The sequence below is a fragment of the Roseobacter sp. AzwK-3b genome (assembly GCF_000170875.1).
GTDB lineage: Bacteria > Pseudomonadota > Alphaproteobacteria > Rhodobacterales > Rhodobacteraceae > Roseovarius > Roseovarius litoreus.
Genome location: NZ_ABCR01000005.1, coordinates 38,215 through 54,437, shown reverse-complemented (window position 1 = coordinate 54,437; position 16,223 = coordinate 38,215). Strand labels below are relative to the sequence as shown.

The following is a 16,223-nucleotide window of genomic DNA, read 5'->3' as shown; positions in this document are numbered from 1 at the left end:
TCGCCGCATTACAGCCAGCGGCCCTGAATCATCTGGCGATAGATCTGACGCAGCCAGCTGTCTCCGGCGGCTTCCAGCGTCAGCCCCTGCCCCGTCAGCAGCGTGTAGCTGTCCTCGTACCATTGGGTGCCGCGGAAATTGTAGCCAAGGATCGCACCGGCTGTGCGCGCCTCGTCCGTGAGGCCAAGCGACAGATACGCCTCGACCAAGCGGTGGAGCGCCTCGGCCGTGTGACTGGTGGTCTGGAAATCTTCGACCACGACACGGAAGCGATTGATCGCCGCCGAGAAATGATCCCCGCGCAGGTAGTAGCGACCGATTTCCATCTCTTTGGCCGCCAGATGATCGAAGGCCAGGTCAAACTTGAGCACCGAAGACTGGGCATATTCGCTATCTGGATGCCGTTCGATGACTTCGCGCAGGGATTGCAACGCCTGGAACGTAAGGCCCTGATCGCGCCCGACCTCGTCGATCTGATCATAATAGCTCAGTGCAAGCAGGTACTGCGCATAGGCCGCGTCTTCATCGGTCGGGTAGAAATCAATGAACCGCTGCGCCGAGGCACGGCTGTTTTCGTAGTCTTCGGCCTGGTGATACGAGAAAGCCTGCATGATGAGCGCACGCTTGGCCCATTCGGAGTATGGATAAAGACGCTCAACCTCGCCGAACACCTCGGCCGCAAGGTCGGGATCGTTTCTCGAAAGATCGTATTCCGCGCGTTCGAATATCTGTTCCGCGGTGTAGTTCTCGAAATCGACCTCGCCCCGTTCGACACGTGAATTCTCGCTGCACCCTGCAAGACCAAGGCCAACGACGATTGCACCGACCAGTGTTGCCCGGGACTTGCCGATTGTCATGCTGGAACTCACCTATCTTGCGCGATTTCGGACCGAAACCCTATCTATCTCGTCTGGTCCTAGCACATAAATTTCCGGTGCAAAACGTCTTTGGGCGTTTTTTGAACGTCAGGCGACTGCGGGAATTTCACCCCAATGGACGCCCACTCCGGGCAAGCGCGCAGCTGTGGTCTCGTCGCACAGAAGCGTCTCGAAGCTCCGAGGACGGGAGAAGAGTTCACACAGAAGATCGTTCGTCAAAGCGTGACCGGCGCGGAAGCCGTGATAATGCCCAAGGATCGGCATGCCGGCCAGACCAAGATCGCCGACCGCGTCGAGCATCTTATGGCGCACAGCCTCGTCGTCGTGACGCAGGCCTCCCGGGCTGAGAACGCGCGCGCCATCCACGACGACCGCGTTTTCAAGTGTTCCTCCAAGCGCCAGACCGTTCGACCGCATCATGTCCACATCTGCCTTGCGGCAAAAGGTGCGACTCGTGCTGAGCTCGCGCACAAAACTGCCATTTGACATGTTCAGGATTTTCTTCTGATTGCCGATGGCGGCATCCTCGAACTCGATATCGAACTCGATCATGAGGCTGTCATGCGGCGTCAAACGCGCCCATGCCTGCCCGCGCCGCACCTCGACCGTCTCGAGCACCCTCAGGGCACGGACGGGCGTACCGAGATGCTGGACGCCGCGCGACAGGATGCCACGAACGAAAGCAGCAGAACTTCCATCGAGGATCGGAATTTCCGGGCCGTCGATTTCGACAATGGCGTTATGGATTCCGCAACCGATCAAAGCTGCCATGATATGTTCGACCGTCGATACGGTCGCGCCATAGCGATTTTCCAGCAAGGTACAGAGCGGCGACTGACGGACGTTGCTCCAAAGAGCAGGAATCATGGCGTGATCCAGCACCATGTCGCTCCGGCGAAAGGCGATACCGTTCCCCGCGGCAGCGGGCAGGATCGTCGCACGAGCAGGCTTGCCGGAGTGCAGGCCGACGCCTTCGAACGAAACTGGTGTCTTGATCGTTGTCTGCAAGATGTCCCTCACGTCGTGGACGGGCCACGCCTTTGATGATTAACAAGGGGTTTAAATCCGGGAAACCCAAGGCTCAACTCAATCTTTGCAACGTGTTGAAACATCTTCCGTGATGCGTTGGCGAATTCTTGCCCAAATCAAAATCGACACCTGCAAATGGCTGATTTCAAAACAAAAAGAGCCGCCAAATGGCAGCTCTTTTCTCTCACTTTTTGGCCGGATCAGTTGGCTTGACGCCGCAGGAATGCTGGAATCTCGATCTGCTCGTCGTCTTCGCTGCGCGGTTCAGGAGCGACTTGCCGGGTTTGCGGAGCCTGCACTGTCGGCTGTTGGCGCGCTGTGCGCGTGGCATCGGCCTCGCCATGGCCGGTCATCCGGTTAATCAGCGAATTGATACCAAAGCGCGGCCGCGGATCATGGCTCTGCTCTTGCGGGGCGGCAGGCTGTTGCTGACGCTCGCTCGCTTCCGGCGCTTTGCTCACCGCAGCTTGCAGCCGGGCCATTGCCTCGGGCGTAGGGGTGCCCGGTGTCGGGCGTGTCGGTGAAGGCGCAACAAACTCTTCCCGCTCAGATGCTCTTTGCGCGTGATGCGCTGCGGGGTCAAACTCCTCGACCCGCGGTGCATAGGCCGGCGGCGGCAAATCATCGTCTTCGAACCGGGCGGCCGTCTGCTCTTCGAAGATGTCTTCCATCTGCTCTTCGGCGGCAGCACGCTGCGCGTCCAGATCATCATCCTGGAACAGGCTGGGTTCAGGCTCGGCACGATGTGCCGCGACGGGTGTTTCCTCGTATTCGCCGACCATGTCCTCTTCATGATCCTGATGCACGGCCGGGCGCAGCGGCGCAGCCATCGAACGGCGCGGCATCGGCGGCTCCATACGGTCGGACTGCGCATCGATCCCGGTCGCCACAACGCTGACCCGCATCGTGCCTTCCATGCTGGTATCGAGGGTAGAGCCCACGATGATGTTGGCATCCGGGTCCACTTCCTCGCGGATGCGGTTCGCGGCTTCGTCCAGCTCGAACAAGGTCAGATCATGACCGCCCGTGATGTTGATAAGCACGCCCTTCGCGCCCCGCAGGCTGATTTCGTCGAGCAGCGGGTTCGCGATGGCCTTCTCGGCAGCCTGAATCGCGCGATCCTCGCCCGAGTCTTCGCCCGTGCCCATCATCGCCTTACCCATCTCGTCCATAACAGCGCGCACATCGGCGAAATCGAGGTTGATCAGGCCGGGCCGCACCATCAGGTCGGTCACACCCTTGACGCCTTGGTAAAGAACATCATCCGCCATCGAGAAGGCATCGGTAAAGGTGGTCTTTTCATTGGCCAGACGGAACAGGTTCTGGTTGGGAATGATGATCAGGGTGTCGACCATCTTCTGCAACGCTTCCACGCCTTCTTCGGCCTGGCGCATCCGCTTCGCGCCCTCGAATTGAAACGGCTTGGTCACGACACCCACGGTCAACACGCCAAGTTCGCGTGCGGCCTGCGCGATGATCGGCGCGGCGCCTGTGCCGGTGCCGCCGCCCATGCCTGCAGTGATGAAGCACATATGCGCGCCAGCCAGATGGTCGACGATCTGCTCGATGTTTTCTTCGGCAGCCGCGGCGCCGACGGATGCCTTGGCGCCCGCGCCAAGCCCCTCGGTCACCTTCACGCCAAGCTGGATGCGATGCTCGGCATTGCTCTGCTGCAAGGCCTGCGCGTCGGTGTTGGCCACAACGAAGTCAACCCCGTCCAGCTGCTTCTCGATCATGTTGTTGACCGCGTTACCACCGGCGCCACCGACACCGAACACGGTGATGCGGGGTTTCAGTTCCTGATCCTGTCCTGGCATCGTGAGGTTCAAAGTCATTGCTCTATCATCCGCCTGCTGTTGCGCCTGCCTCTGCCAGACAGGCCATTTTTCCGCCTATTCCCAACCATTCTTACCGATGGTTGCCCCTTGCGTCACCCAAAAAACAACGAAATGACACAAAATATGCCCATATTTTTGCCCCTGCACGCGGGATTTCGCCGATATGACCACATATTGCGTTCACCAGTTGTCCTTGAACCATTTGACAGCCCGCTTCAAAGAGCGGGCGGGGTAGCGATCTACGGGAATCTCAAAGTCCCACCATTCATCCTGAGGATTGGCTGCGAAAAGGCACATGCCCACGGCGCTGGAAAAGCCGGGCCCGGTGGCGGCCTGCGGCAGGCCATGCACCCGCAAGGGCCGACCCAGCCGGACCTGATGGCCAAGGATCTTGCTGGCCAGACCATCTAGACCCGGGATCTGGCTGCCGCCGCCTGTCAACACGATCTGCTGGCTTGGCAGATGATCGAACCCCGCGGCGTCGAGGCGTGCGCGCACTTCCTCGAGGATTTCCTCGACACGAGGCCGCATGATGCCGATCAGTTCGGCGCGGCTCACGGTGCGGCGATCATGTTCCCAATCGCCGGTCTCGCCGCCGATCTCGATCATTTCGCGGTCATCCATGCCGGTTGCGACAACGCCGCCATAAAAGGTCTTGATCCGTTCCGCGGTGGCCTGCGGCACCTGCAGACCCATGGAGATATCGCCGGTGACGTGATCGCCGCCCATGCGGACACTGTCGGCGAAGATCATGTGTTTCTTGATGAAGATCGACACGCCGGCGGTGCCACCGCCCAGGTCGATGCAGGCGGCCCCGAGTTCCTGCTCGTCCTCGACCAGCGCCGAGATGCCACTGACATAGGCCGAGCTGGCCAGCCCCGCCAATTCAAGGTCACAGCGTTTGACACAATGGGCGATGTTCTGAATGGCCGCACCCTCGACCGTCAGCATATGCATATCCGTGGACAGCGTCTGACCCATCTGACCGCGCGGGTCGGCCAGACCCGAGCGATGATCCAGCGCGAAATTCACCGGCTGGGCATGAAGGACCTCACGCCCTTCTCCGTAATCGGGCACATCACAGGCGCTGAGCACACGACCGATATCCTGTTCGGTGACGGTGTGCCCCTCCAGATCGACAGACCCCGCCAGCCCGTAAGAACGCGGACCTGCGCCAGAAAAACAGGCGATCACGTGGTCGACACGAATATTCGCCATCTTCTGTGCCGCCTGAATGGCGGTGCGGATCGCGCGCTCGGTCTCGACCATCGCGGTGATCTCGCCAAAGCGTACGCCACGAGACCGGGTCGTTGCAGCACCGATCACCCGAAAGCCGGCCTGCCCTGCCATCGCGCCGATGCCGTCGCTTTCGGTCAACCGCTCGGTTCCGTCAAAGCGCAAAACCAGACATGCGATCTTGGATGTGCCCACGTCCAGAACTGCGACCACGCCACGCTGCATGGCCGCCTTTCGCATGTTCCGCATCGCCCGTTGGGTTTCGTAGAGCTCGATCATCTTTTTATTGTGTCCCGATTGTCATTTTCGTCACGCGCCACCAGTCCTCGACAGCGCGGGGTGTCATCCGGATCGTCGGGCGTCCCGACAGCCGCAGGTCCACTGCCGCCAGATCGCGCGCCAACATGTCGTGCACGTCATTCAGCACCAGCACGCGTTCAAGGGCCTGCACCGGGTTGGTTTCCGGCAGTAGAATGCGCTGATCGCGGTCCAGCACCAGATCCCACCGGCGCTCTCCCATGCGCACCAGCCCGCGCACGCGCGCCTCGAGCGGGGCTGCAGCGCGCAAGATCTCCAACGCCTCGGCGACCCGTTTGTCGGCACCTTCGCCCACAATCAAGGGAAGGTCCGGCCGGTCGGCACGCAATGCCGGCTCACTGACCACGATGCCCTCGATATCCAGGGCTCCAAGACCTTCGCGGGTGCGCCACAGGACGACCGGCTGGCGCTCAAGGATCTCGGCCATGAGAACGCCGCCCTGCCGGATCCGCAAATCCACCTTAGCGACGCCGGGCAGTCCTTCGATCATCTCGCGGACATGCTCCAGATCGAGATCGAAAGAACTTGCCGGCAGATCATAGGGAAAAATCTCGCGGATATCCGTCTCGACGCTCTCGCTCGCGCCCTCGACGGCGAGCAGGTCAACCATGAATTCAGGCCGCGTTTCGATCTGATCGCGCAGATCGGCCAGTTGCAAGGCGATCGCCTCGCGCCGTGTCTCGTCCGAAAAATAGGTAAACGCCACCGCGGCCAATACGGTCACCGGCACACCGATGCGCAAGAGTCGGCGCAATCCGGGCGTCAGCATCAGGCGCTGAAGCCTGTAAGACCAGCGCGATGGCGCGGGATCGGGTCGGATCACCTGTTGCATGAGGCATCCTCCACCATCCAGCGGCACAGGTCGGGAAAGGAAATGCCCATGACCTTGGCCTGTTCGGGGCTGAGCGAGGTCGGCGTCATCCCCGGCTGGGTGTTGGTTTCGAGCAGAACGAGCCCGTCAAGACCACGCGCCTCATCCCAGCGGAAATCCGTACGGCTCAGCCCACGGCACCCAAGCACCCGGTGGGCGCGCAGGGCATAGTCCATGCAGGCATCGAATATATCGGCCGGAATATCGGCGGGCACCACGTGACGCGAGCCGCCGGGCGTGTATTTGGCATCATAATCGTACCAGCCATCGGTCAGGATATCGGTGACCGTCAAAGCCTTGTCGCCCATCACTGTGGCGGTGAGTTCACGCCCCGGCGCGAAGGCCTCGACCATCACCTGCTCGGGCATGTCGTCAGACAGATCAGGCGGCGCACTGGCGGCGTCCTGGACCAGATAGACACCCACGGACGACCCTTCGTTGTTGGGCTTGACCACATAGGGCGGCGCCATGACATGCGCGCGGCGCACATCATCGCGCCGGGCCAGAAGGCTGTGCACCACCGGAAGCTCCTCAGCGCGGTAGATATCCTTGGTCTTCTGCTTGTCCATCGCCAAGGCCGAGGCCAGAACCCCGGAATGCGTATAGGGCAGCCCCATCCATTCCAGCAGCCCCTGCACGCAGCCATCCTCACCCCATCGACCATGCAGGGCGTTGAACACGACATCGGGAGAGACTTCGGAAAGCTGAAGATACAGGTCAGGCCCGGCATCCACCTCGACCACCTGATATCCAGCTTCCCGCAATGCGGCGGCGCATTCATGTCCTGTCGACAGAGAAACCTCGCGCTCTGCCGAAGGGCCACCCATTATCACCGCTACAGTCGGGGATTTTCTGCTCGAAAGTCCCAACATGTGCCTCAAAGTCCCGGATCGTTCGCCGATCCACTTATTCTTGTTTCGCCTGCCTTGGCGTCATGGGGCAGTTTCGCCCACCCTCATGATTTCCCAATGTAACTCTATTCCGCTGTTTTGGAAAACCCTTTTTCGCACCTCTTCGCCCAAACCTTCGAGATCGGCAGCGGTGGCATTTCCGGTGTTCACGAGAAAGTTGGAATGCATCTCGCTCATCTGCGCGCCGCCCCGTCGGGCGCCACGCATCCCGGCATCATCGATCACCTTCCAGGCCTTGAAATCATGCACGTCATCTGCCCGCCCGGTGCTCGAGTGCCCCGAGGGATTGCGGAACGTGCTGCCCGCCGTCCTGTCCTTGGTGGGCTGGGTCGCATCGCGTTTCGCCAGCTGCTCATCCATGCGCGCCTGAAGCGCGGCGGGATCGCCGGATGGCGCCTCGAAGGTCGCCTCGACAAGCACCCAGCCATCCGGCAGATCGGTGTGGCGGTAGCCGAAATTCAGGTCCTCGGCCTGCAGCGTGACGATTTGGCCGTCGCGGGAAACGGCACGGGCCGATACGAAACGATCGGCGGTGTAGGTGCCATAGCAGCCCGCATTCATGCGCACCGCCCCGCCGATGGACCCCGGAATGGTACGCAAAAAGGTCAGGTCCAGCCCGGCTTGAGCGGCCTTGCGGGCGACATGCGCATCCAGAGCCGCGGCCCCTGCCGTGACGCGGGATCCGTCGATATCGATCTGATTGAAGCCCCGGCCAAGCCGGATCACCACGGCGCGCAACCCGCCGTCGCGCACGATCAGGTTGCTGCCGACGCCCATCGGAAAAACCGAAACATCCCTGTCAAGGGCGGCAAGGAAGCCGGCGAGGTCGTCGATATCGGCAGGCTGGAACAACCAGTCGGCAGGACCACCAACGCGCAGCCAGGTCAGATCGGACAATGACCGGTTTTCGGTCAGCTTGCCTCGCGTTTCAGGCATGTGCATCGCGTCATCTCACCTTAACAAAGCGCAGCAGCCAGCGTCCCAGATAGATGATCGGCCAGCGCAGCACGCTCATCCCCGCAGCCAGCACCGCCAGCCCCCACCATGGACCGTTCTGATACGTCACGTAGCCCAGAAGGGGAACCCCGATCACCACCAGAAACGCGGCCCGTCGCCAGTGATTGTTCCGGCTCGGGATCATGGCCAGCACATTGGCAAGGATTGCCCACAGACAGGCAAGGATCAGCGACAGGTTCATCATCCGCCCGCTCCGAAACTGATGGCCAGCGCGGCCAGAGACCCCAGAAGCCCCAACACCGGCACCGCCATGGGCACCCGAAACGGCGCATGGGGATCGGTCCTCTTGACGGCGATCAGCGCGCCATTGACCAGCACGAAGACGGACAAAAGAATGGCCGATGTCGCTTCGGCAAGGTTCGCGATCGGCAAGAGCACCGCCATGCCGATCACCAATACGCCGATCAACGAGGTCGCCAGAACCGGCGTGCCGAAGCGCGGATGCGCGTGATGGAAAACTGCAAGCCATGTCGTGCGTTTGCCCACACCGAACAGAACCCTGCTGGCCATCACGATCTGGGCGAGAATGCCGTTCATAGCCGCCGCCACCGCGATGATCGACAGAAAACCGGCCCCACCGCCCTGCCCGTGGCTCCAGACCAGTGCCAACGGCTGTTCGCTGCCCGCAAGCCTATCGAGCGGGACAACCCGCACCGCAGCCCACGAAACCAGCATATATAGCAGGCTGGTTATCACCAGCGCCAACAGGATCGCACGCGGCATGGTGTGCGTCGGATCTCGCACCTCTTCGGCCATATTGACGATATCCTCGAAGCCAATGAACGCAAAAAACGCCAGAACCGCCGCCGAGGCCACGCCCGACCACACGACGGTCGGCGGCATGCTGTAATCAGCAACAGGCTCGCCACTCGCTCCGGCCCAGACAACCAGCGCAAGGCCTGCCACCTCAATCACGGTGAACACTGCTGCAACGGTCAAGCTTTCCAGAACTCCCGCGATCGCCACACCGACGAGCAAAAGACCGATGACCACCGCCGTCGCGTTGAAAGGCAGATCGACCACCGATGTGAGATACCCCGTGCCGCCGCGCAGCACCGCCGCCGCTGACACCGTTCCCGCCGCCACCACCGCAAGCCCAACCACATTGGCCAGCCACGGGCGGCGCAGCCCCTTGGCCACGAAAATCGCCTCGCCCGCCGCTTCCGGCAGACGGGTCGAGAACTCGGCATAACTCAGCGCCGAAGGCGCCGCGATGAGACCCGCGATCAGAAAGGAAAGTGGCGCCCAGATACCCGCCTCGGCGGCAACGGCGCCCACCAGCACATAGATGCCCGCGCCCACCATGACGCCCACACCGTAAGCGGTCAGCAGACCAAGCCCAATACGTCGCTTGAGGTCTTCTGCCATTGCAGCCCCCATGATCCATTCGCCACCCGGCCCGGAACACACGACCAACACGCATCAGGTAGCACGATGACGCCGGCGGCGCCAGCGGGCTCAAGCCGACTGCATGCGCTCCGGCAGGCTGTTGGCCCATGCGCTTATGGTGCCTGCACCCAAGCATACGACCATGTCGCCGGGACGCGCCTGTTCGCGCACCAACCGCACAAGATCATCCAGATCATTGAACGCCCGAGCATGGCGATGACCCGCCCGAATGAGCCCCGCAACCAGATCGTCGCGCGTTGCGCCATCGATCGGATCCTCGCCTGCGGCAAACACCTCGGCGATAGCGACGACATCGGCTTCGTTGAAACAGGTGCAGAACTCGGCGAAATGATGGTGCAGCCGGGAATATCTGTGCGGCTGATGCACGGCAATCACACGCCCGTCGCACGCCTGACGGGCGGCCTTCAGAACCGCGGCGATCTCGGTCGGGTGGTGGCCGTAATCGTCGATGATGGTCACGCCGTTCACTTCGCCCACCTTGGTAAATCGCCGGTTGACGCCCCCGAACGCCGCCAGCGCTTCACGGATCTCCGAGCGTTTCATGCCCAGATGCCGCGCCACCGCCACCGCCGACAGCGCGTTGCTGACATTGTGATCGCCCGGCATCGGCAAGGTGCAGCCTTCGATCATCGTACCTTCGGCCTGCAGCGCCACGTCGAAATGCGCCACGCCCTTTTCATACCTCAGATTGACCGCGCGAATATCGGCCTGCGTGTTGAACCCATAGGTGACCACGCGCCGGTCGGTCAGCTTGGCCACCAGCGCCTGCACATCGGGATCGTCCGTGCAGCAGACCGCCAGCCCGTAGAAGGGAATGTTGCTGACAAACTCGTAAAAGCCGCGATGCAGGTTTTCCTCGGTGCCCCAATGGTCCATGTGCTCGGGGTCGATATTGGTCACGATGGCGATGGTCGCCGGCAGGCGGTTGAACGTGCCGTCGCTTTCATCGGCCTCGACCACCATCCATTCGCCCTGCCCCACGCGCGCATTGCTGCCATAGGCATGGATGATGCCACCATTTACCACGGTCGGATCAAATTTGCCGCGATCCAGAAGGGCCGCGACCATCGTGGTGGTGGTGGTCTTGCCATGGGTTCCGGCCACGGCCACATTGGATTTCAGGCGCATCAGCTCGGCCAGCATCTCGGCGCGGCGCACCACCGGCAACCCGCGCTTGCGCGCCTCGTCCAGCTCGGGATTGCCCGGCTTGATTGCTGATGAGATCACGACAACCTGCGCGTCATCAAGATTTTCGGCCCGCTGCCCTTCAAAGACCAGCGCCCCCATCTCCGCCAGCCTGCGGGTGATCGGCGAGGATTTCAGATCCGAGCCCTGTACCGTGTAGCCGTGGTTCAGCAGCACCTCGGCGATGCCGGACATGCCGATGCCGCCGATGCCCACGAAATGTATCGGGCCCACATCTCCCGGCAGCTTGGTCGCCGCATTCATCACCTTGTCTCCTTCGGCCCGGAAATCTCTCATGTCTTTGTCCCTTGCGCCAAGTCCTCGACCATATCGGCCAGTTTCTGCGGTGCATCGACCATCGCCACACCAAGAGCCGCGCGCGCCATCTGCTCGGCTCCTTGGGGATTCGTCAGGACGCTGGCTATCTGCTCCGAAAGCGTTTCGACCGCAAGTTTCGATTCCGGAATGACGATGGCAGCGCCCGCCTGGGAAAGCCCCTTGGCGTTGGCGCTTTGGTGGTCCTCGGCGGCCGCGGCATAGGGGATAAGGATCGCGGGTCGCCCGATCACACTGATATCGGCCACGCTCGAAGCCCCTGCACGGCTGATGACCAATTGCGCCTCGCTCATCCGGCGCGGCACATCCCGAAAGAAGGCCGCCACATCGGCATCGATACAGTGCCCGGCATAAAATTCGGCCACCCGCGCGCCGTCTTCTTCGCGCGCCTGATGGCTGACGCGGATATTGCGCCGCAGCGCATCGGGCAGCGCCGCGATCGCCTCGGGCACCACATCGCTGAGGATACGTGCCCCCTGACTGCCGCCAATCACCAGCACCGACATTGGATAATCGCCCGGCGGAATATAGCCCGCCGCCTGCCGCTCGAGCACCGCCGCGCGCACCGGGTTGCCGACATGCACGCCCTCGACGCCTTGGGGCAAGGCGGTGGGCCATGTCCCGCAGGCCACCCGGTCGACCTTTTTGGCAAACAGCCGATTGACCCGGCCCAGAACGCCGTTCTGTTCATGCACCATGCGCGGCACCCTCAGCAGCCATGCCGCCCCGAGCGCCGGAATGGTCGGGTAACCGCCAAAGCCCACCACCACGTCGGGCTTTTCGCGCAGCATCCTGAGGCTTGCCCCCAATACGCCCCCGAGAATATGGGCTGGCGCCAGAAGCTTGTTGATCACCCCGCCGCGCGCGAAAGTGGAGCTGGACACCTGCTCGATCTCGACGGAATGGGGAAACCCCCCGGTATAGCGCGCCCCGCGCGCATCCGTGCTCAGCTTGACCCGCCAGCCGCGCCGCAACATCACCTCCGCCAGTGCCTGCGCGGGAAACATATGCCCCCCGGTGCCACCTGCGGCGATCACCAGCAATGGCCGCCTGTCCGTCACGCCCACACCTCGCCCCGATGGATGCCCCGGCTCATCTGCCGCGCCCTCTCAGGATATCGCCGATCTCCCCTTGAGCGCGGGTCCGCGTGAAGGCAAAGAGCATCCCGATCGCGATGCCCCCGGCGATCAGCGACGAGCCGCCATAACTCACGAAGGGCAGCGTCATGCCCTTGGCCGGCAGCAAGCGGACCGCCACGCCCATATTGATCATCGCCTGCACGCCGAACATCACCACCAGCCCCGCCCCGGCCAGCCGGATGAACGGATCGCGTTCACGCACCAGACGCAACAGGGAGCGCACGACGATGATCCCGTAAAGCGCGATGATGCACAGCACCAGCACCAGGCCATATTCCTCGGCAGCCACGGCGATGATGAAATCCGTATGCGCATCGGGCAGCGACCATTTCACCTCGCCCTCGCCCACGCCGACCCCGAAAAAGCCGCCTTCGCGAATGGCATTGGTGGCAAAGCCAAGCTGCGTATTGGGATCGACATCCGGGCTGAGAAAGCCGTCGATCCGGCGTGCGAAATGCTCGGAATTCGAATAGGCGAAACTGCCAGCCAGCACCGCGCATCCCGCCATCCCCAGAAGCAGAAGGATCGGTGCCCCCGCAATGAAATACATCACACCCCAGCCGAACAGCACCAGACAGGCCTGCCCGAAATCCGGCTGCATCGCCAAAAGCGTCACGATCACCAGCGTCAGGCCGAACGACCAAGTCAGCCCCGGCGGCCCGTTGATGTCCTGACTGGCTGCCATCATCCACGCCGCCACGACCACAAATCCCGGCTTGAGAAATTCCGACGGCTGAACGCTGGCAAACCCGAGGCTGAACCAACGCACCGCCCCCTTGCCAAAATCGGTGCCGAAAAACGGCAGCAGGCACAGCGCCACGAACGCAACCAGAAACCCGAGCACCGCAAGGCGCCGGACCAGATGCGGGTTCATCATCGAGGTCAGCAACATCGCGCTCAGAGCAAGCGTCCCGAACAGGGCTTGTCGCTCGACGTAATGAAAGGGCGAAAACCCGTTCTTCTCGGCCAGCGGCGGCGAGGCCGCGAGCCCCAGCAAGATACCGATCCCGAAAAGAATGAGAATGCAGGACATCGACCATTTGTCGATCGTCCGCCACCATTTGGGAAGTACTGGCTCCGTTTCCCTGACCGGGATCGTGCCATAGACCATCTCTGTCATATGAACCGCCGCAACTGCCTCGTGAGTGTCCCGTTTTCGGGATCTTGGCCTTTATCTTAGCAGCAGAACCGCTCCGTGGGAAGCCATCTTGACGCAACCCGGCGCTTCTTCTGGCCGAAAATATCCCCGCCGGAGGCATCCGACAGCAACCACCGCGCACCGGCGCGCGAAACGGATTGACCCCGCCTGCCTCATGGGCCAATGCACGGCGCATGAAGGTCAAAACGCTCATTCTGGGGGCCGGCGCGGCTGGCATGATGTGCGCGGCCCATTCGGGGTCGGACACATTGGTGATCGATCACGCCAAGGCCCCAGGCGAGAAGATCCGGATTTCGGGTGGCGGGCGATGCAATTTCACCAATCTGCATGCCGGTCCGGACAATTTCCTGTCCGACAACCCGCATTTCTGCAAATCGGCGCTGAAACGCTATACGCAGTGGGATTTCCTCGATCTGGTCGCCCGTCATCGCATCGCGTGGCACGAAAAAACGCTTGGCCAGCTTTTCTGCGACGGAAAATCCATTCAGATCATCGACATGCTGCGCGCCGAGATGGACCGCGCGGGCGCGCGGCTGTGGCTGCGCAGCGCGCTTGTCGATCTGTCGCATGACGGGAGCGCCTTTCACGCGCAGATCGACCATGAGGGCAGCCGCGTGATGATCGAGGCGCGCAACCTCGTGGTGGCCACGGGAGGCAAGTCGATCCCCAAGATGGGTGCGACGCGGCTGGCCTATGACATCGCCGCGCAATTCGGCCATCAGGTGACCGACACGCGGCCCGCACTGGTGCCGCTGACCTTTTCGGATCAGCGCTTTGCCGCGATCTCGGGCGTCGCCGCACCGGCGCGGGTGTCGAACGCGCGCGGCAGCTTCGACGAGGCGGTGCTGTTCACGCATCGCGGCCTGTCCGGCCCCGCGATCCTGCAAATCTCGTCCTATTGGCGCGAGGGCGAGGAGATCGTGATCGATCTGGACCCCGAGGCGCGGCTTCTGAACGATTTGCGTGCGCAGCGTAAGATTTCGGGACGTCGCAGCGTCGCGAATGAATTGGCGAAACATCTGCCCACACGGCTTGTCGATCACCTTGCCCCCGAAATGTTACCAAAAGGTAACCTTGCCGATCACTCCGACACTGCCCTGTGCGGGATCGTGGATCATCTGCGCCATTGGCCGCTGAAACCCACCGGCTCCGAGGGCTACCGCACCGCAGAGGTCACACTTGGCGGCGTGGCGACCGACGGGCTGTCGTCGCGCACGATGATGTCCCAGACCGTTCCGGGCCTTTATTTCATAGGCGAAGCTGTCGATGTGACCGGATGGCTGGGGGGCTACAACTTCCAATGGGCCTGGTCCTCGGGCTGGGCCGCGGGAACGGCGATTGCATCCCGCTGACCCGGGTCAGAGCCGCGCTCTGACCTGAGCGATGAAATCCTCGCCACGCTTTTCGAAATTGTCGTATTGGTCGAAACTGGCCGCCGCCGGAGCCAGAAGCACGGTCTCGCCCGGCTTGGCGTCAGCCATGGCATGCGCGACGGCGGTTTGCATCGTGGTGCAGGTCTCGGCCTCGGTCCCGGTCAGCTGCAGGGCGAACTGCGCCGCCTCCCGCCCGATCACATAGGCCTTGAGCACATTGCGCAGGCCCGGCTCCAGCCCGGCAAGCCCACCTTCCTTTTGCAGACCGCCACAGATCCAGCGGATATTGGCAAATGCATTCAAGGCCTTGAGGGCGGAATCCACGTTGGTGGCCTTGCTGTCGTTGACGAAGGTGACGCCGTCTTTCTCGGCGATCACCTGGCTGCGATGCGGCAGGCCTGCAAAGCTGTGGAAGGCCCGCTCGATCACCTTGGGCGACAGGCTCAGGCTGCGGCAGGCGGCATAGGCGGCGCAGGCATTCTGGTGGTTGTGCTGCCCCGGCAAGCCCTTAATCTCACGCAGATCTATGGCGCCTTGCTGCTTGCCCTTGCGGTATTCGCTCAGAAACCCCTTGCGGGCAAAGACCGACCAGCCCGGCCCGGCCAGCTTGCGGTCCACCGAGATGCGGATGACCCGGTCATCGCCCGGCGCGGTGGCAAGCTGGCCTGCCATGAACAGCCCCTCAGGCTCGTCGATGCCGATCACGGCGCGATCCGGGCCACCTTCGGCAAAGAGCCTCCGCTTGGCCGCGAAATAGCCGCCCAGACCCGCGTGCCGGTCCAGGTGATCGGGAGAAAGGTTCGTGAAAACAGCGACATCAGGGGTCAAAGCCCGGGCGAGTTCGGTCTGGTAGCTGCTGAGTTCCAGAACCACCACGCCGCCATCGCCCGGAGGGTCGATGTCCAGAACGCCGCGGCCGATATTGCCAGCGAGTTGCACGTCCTTGCCCGCCTCGTGCAGGACATGGTGGATCAGGGCCGAAGTGGTTGATTTTCCATTGCTTCCCGTCACCGCGACCACCCGCGGCGCCACGTCATGCACAGCCCAGTCCGCGCCGCCGAGAGAGGCGAAAAACAGCCCGATGTCATTGTCCACGGGCACACCCGCCTGCAGCGCTTTGGCGACCGCCTTGTTGGGCTGCGGATAGAGATGCGGGATACCGGGGCTGACGATCAGGCAAGCGATGTCGTCAAACGCACCATCGCGGGACAAGTCCTTGATTTCAAACCCTTCTTCGGAGGCCATATCGCGCGCCTCGGGGTTGTCATCCCAGGCCAAAACATGCGCGCCGCCGGCCCGCAGGGCACGGCCCGCCGACAGACCGGACCGGCCCAATCCCAGAACCGCGACGCGCTGCCCGTCATATCCAGTTACCGGTATCATGGCTGTTTCCTTGCTGTCATCGGCGCGCAGATTGCCCCCTTGCGCCGGGCTGTGCAAGCGGCTTTGGGGGCCGTTTTCGGCCTTCGGTATCACGTCGGTATTGTGTCGGTGCGGCGGTCGGTGCCGAAGAGGCGGCACAG

14 protein-coding genes are annotated in these 16,223 nt (G+C 62.5%); 1 reads left to right on the top strand and 13 read right to left on the bottom strand.

Translation table 11 applies throughout. From position 1 onward, the window contains the following. Window positions 1-8: 8 nt before the first annotated feature. The 12 genes from RAZWK3B_RS10215 to ftsW form a co-directional block, all read right to left on the bottom strand. On the bottom strand, window positions 9-857 hold the full coding sequence (locus RAZWK3B_RS10215; protein WP_007814808.1) for an outer membrane protein assembly factor BamD: 849 nt from the start codon (window positions 855-857) through the stop codon (window positions 9-11). 108 nt (window positions 858-965) lie between these two features. Next, window positions 966-1,886 (bottom strand): UDP-3-O-acyl-N-acetylglucosamine deacetylase, encoded by a 921-nt coding sequence (gene lpxC / locus RAZWK3B_RS10210; RefSeq protein WP_007814806.1) that lies wholly within the window; start codon window positions 1,884-1,886, stop codon window positions 966-968. 221 nt (window positions 1,887-2,107) lie between these two features. After that, window positions 2,108-3,742: a cell division protein FtsZ gene (gene ftsZ, locus RAZWK3B_RS10205; protein ID WP_007814804.1), complete on the bottom strand. Its 1,635-nt coding sequence runs from the start codon at window positions 3,740-3,742 to the stop codon at window positions 2,108-2,110. A 183-nt stretch (window positions 3,743-3,925) separates the two neighbouring features. Continuing rightward, a complete protein-coding gene (gene ftsA, locus RAZWK3B_RS10200) occupies window positions 3,926-5,260 on the bottom strand; it encodes a cell division protein FtsA (protein ID WP_007814802.1) in 1,335 nt (444 codons plus the stop codon). A 4-nt stretch (window positions 5,261-5,264) separates the two neighbouring features. Beyond that, a complete protein-coding gene (locus RAZWK3B_RS10195; protein WP_007814800.1) occupies window positions 5,265-6,131 on the bottom strand; it encodes a cell division protein FtsQ/DivIB in 867 nt (288 codons plus the stop codon). Then, window positions 6,119-6,997 (bottom strand): D-alanine--D-alanine ligase, encoded by an 879-nt coding sequence (locus RAZWK3B_RS10190; RefSeq protein WP_007814798.1) that lies wholly within the window; start codon window positions 6,995-6,997, stop codon window positions 6,119-6,121. The genes RAZWK3B_RS10195 and RAZWK3B_RS10190 overlap by 13 nt, the downstream gene beginning before the upstream one ends. A gap of 105 nt (window positions 6,998-7,102) precedes the next feature. Next, window positions 7,103-8,023 carry a UDP-N-acetylmuramate dehydrogenase gene (gene murB / locus RAZWK3B_RS10185; protein ID WP_007814797.1) on the bottom strand — a complete coding sequence of 307 codons (921 nt, stop codon included), beginning with the start codon at window positions 8,021-8,023 and terminating at the stop codon, window positions 7,103-7,105. Between the two features lie 4 nt (window positions 8,024-8,027). Continuing rightward, a complete protein-coding gene (locus RAZWK3B_RS10180) occupies window positions 8,028-8,279 on the bottom strand; it encodes a DUF2484 family protein (RefSeq protein WP_037295624.1) in 252 nt (83 codons plus the stop codon). Beyond that, window positions 8,279-9,466, bottom strand: coding sequence for an APC family permease (locus tag RAZWK3B_RS10175; RefSeq protein ID WP_007814792.1), 1,188 nt, complete (start codon window positions 9,464-9,466; stop codon window positions 8,279-8,281). Before RAZWK3B_RS10175 ends, RAZWK3B_RS10180 begins: the two co-directional genes overlap by 1 nt. A 90-nt stretch (window positions 9,467-9,556) precedes the next feature. Continuing rightward, entirely contained in the window at window positions 9,557-10,957 is a 1,401-nt protein-coding gene (murC, locus tag RAZWK3B_RS10170) for a UDP-N-acetylmuramate--L-alanine ligase (protein WP_037295623.1), read from the bottom strand. Between the two features lie 29 nt (window positions 10,958-10,986). Then, window positions 10,987-12,090, bottom strand: a complete 1,104-nt coding sequence (gene murG / locus RAZWK3B_RS10165) for an undecaprenyldiphospho-muramoylpentapeptide beta-N-acetylglucosaminyltransferase (RefSeq protein ID WP_037295622.1) — start codon at window positions 12,088-12,090, stop codon at window positions 10,987-10,989. 31 nt (window positions 12,091-12,121) lie between these two features. Further along, the gene (ftsW, locus tag RAZWK3B_RS10160; RefSeq protein WP_007814787.1) at window positions 12,122-13,288 is read right to left on the bottom strand and encodes a putative lipid II flippase FtsW; all 1,167 of its coding nucleotides are present in this window, start codon (window positions 13,286-13,288) and stop codon (window positions 12,122-12,124) included. Window positions 13,289-13,500: 212 nt separating this feature from the next. On the opposite strand from ftsW, the gene RAZWK3B_RS10155 reads away from it, so the two are divergent. After that, complete coding sequence (locus RAZWK3B_RS10155) at window positions 13,501-14,679, top strand: BaiN/RdsA family NAD(P)/FAD-dependent oxidoreductase (RefSeq protein ID WP_007814785.1); 1,179 nt, start codon at window positions 13,501-13,503, stop codon at window positions 14,677-14,679. A 6-nt stretch (window positions 14,680-14,685) separates the two neighbouring features. On the opposite strand, the gene murD is transcribed toward RAZWK3B_RS10155, so the two are convergent. Further along, window positions 14,686-16,083: a UDP-N-acetylmuramoyl-L-alanine--D-glutamate ligase gene (gene murD / locus RAZWK3B_RS10150; RefSeq protein WP_037295621.1), complete on the bottom strand. Its 1,398-nt coding sequence runs from the start codon at window positions 16,081-16,083 to the stop codon at window positions 14,686-14,688. Window positions 16,084-16,223 lie beyond the last annotated feature (140 nt).

Coding starts and splice junctions, on each gene's coding strand:
- murB (WP_007814797.1), bottom strand. CDS start 8,023: ATGCACATGCCTGAAACGCGAGGCAAGCTGACCGAAAACCGGTCATTG.
- RAZWK3B_RS10190 (WP_007814798.1), bottom strand. CDS start 6,997: ATGGGTGGCCCTTCGGCAGAGCGCGAGGTTTCTCTGTCGACAGGACAT.
- RAZWK3B_RS10195 (WP_007814800.1), bottom strand. CDS start 6,131: ATGCAACAGGTGATCCGACCCGATCCCGCGCCATCGCGCTGGTCTTAC.
- murC (WP_037295623.1), bottom strand. CDS start 10,957: ATGAATGCGGCGACCAAGCTGCCGGGAGATGTGGGCCCGATACATTTC.
- RAZWK3B_RS10155 (WP_007814785.1), top strand. CDS start 13,501: ATGAAGGTCAAAACGCTCATTCTGGGGGCCGGCGCGGCTGGCATGATG.
- ftsA (WP_007814802.1), bottom strand. CDS start 5,260: ATGATCGAGCTCTACGAAACCCAACGGGCGATGCGGAACATGCGAAAG.
- murD (WP_037295621.1), bottom strand. CDS start 16,083: ATGATACCGGTAACTGGATATGACGGGCAGCGCGTCGCGGTTCTGGGA.
- RAZWK3B_RS10175 (WP_007814792.1), bottom strand. CDS start 9,466: ATGGCAGAAGACCTCAAGCGACGTATTGGGCTTGGTCTGCTGACCGCT.
- RAZWK3B_RS10215 (WP_007814808.1), bottom strand. CDS start 857: ATGACAATCGGCAAGTCCCGGGCAACACTGGTCGGTGCAATCGTCGTT.
- ftsZ (WP_007814804.1), bottom strand. CDS start 3,742: ATGACTTTGAACCTCACGATGCCAGGACAGGATCAGGAACTGAAACCC.
- RAZWK3B_RS10180 (WP_037295624.1), bottom strand. CDS start 8,279: ATGAACCTGTCGCTGATCCTTGCCTGTCTGTGGGCAATCCTTGCCAAT.
- ftsW (WP_007814787.1), bottom strand. CDS start 13,288: ATGACAGAGATGGTCTATGGCACGATCCCGGTCAGGGAAACGGAGCCA.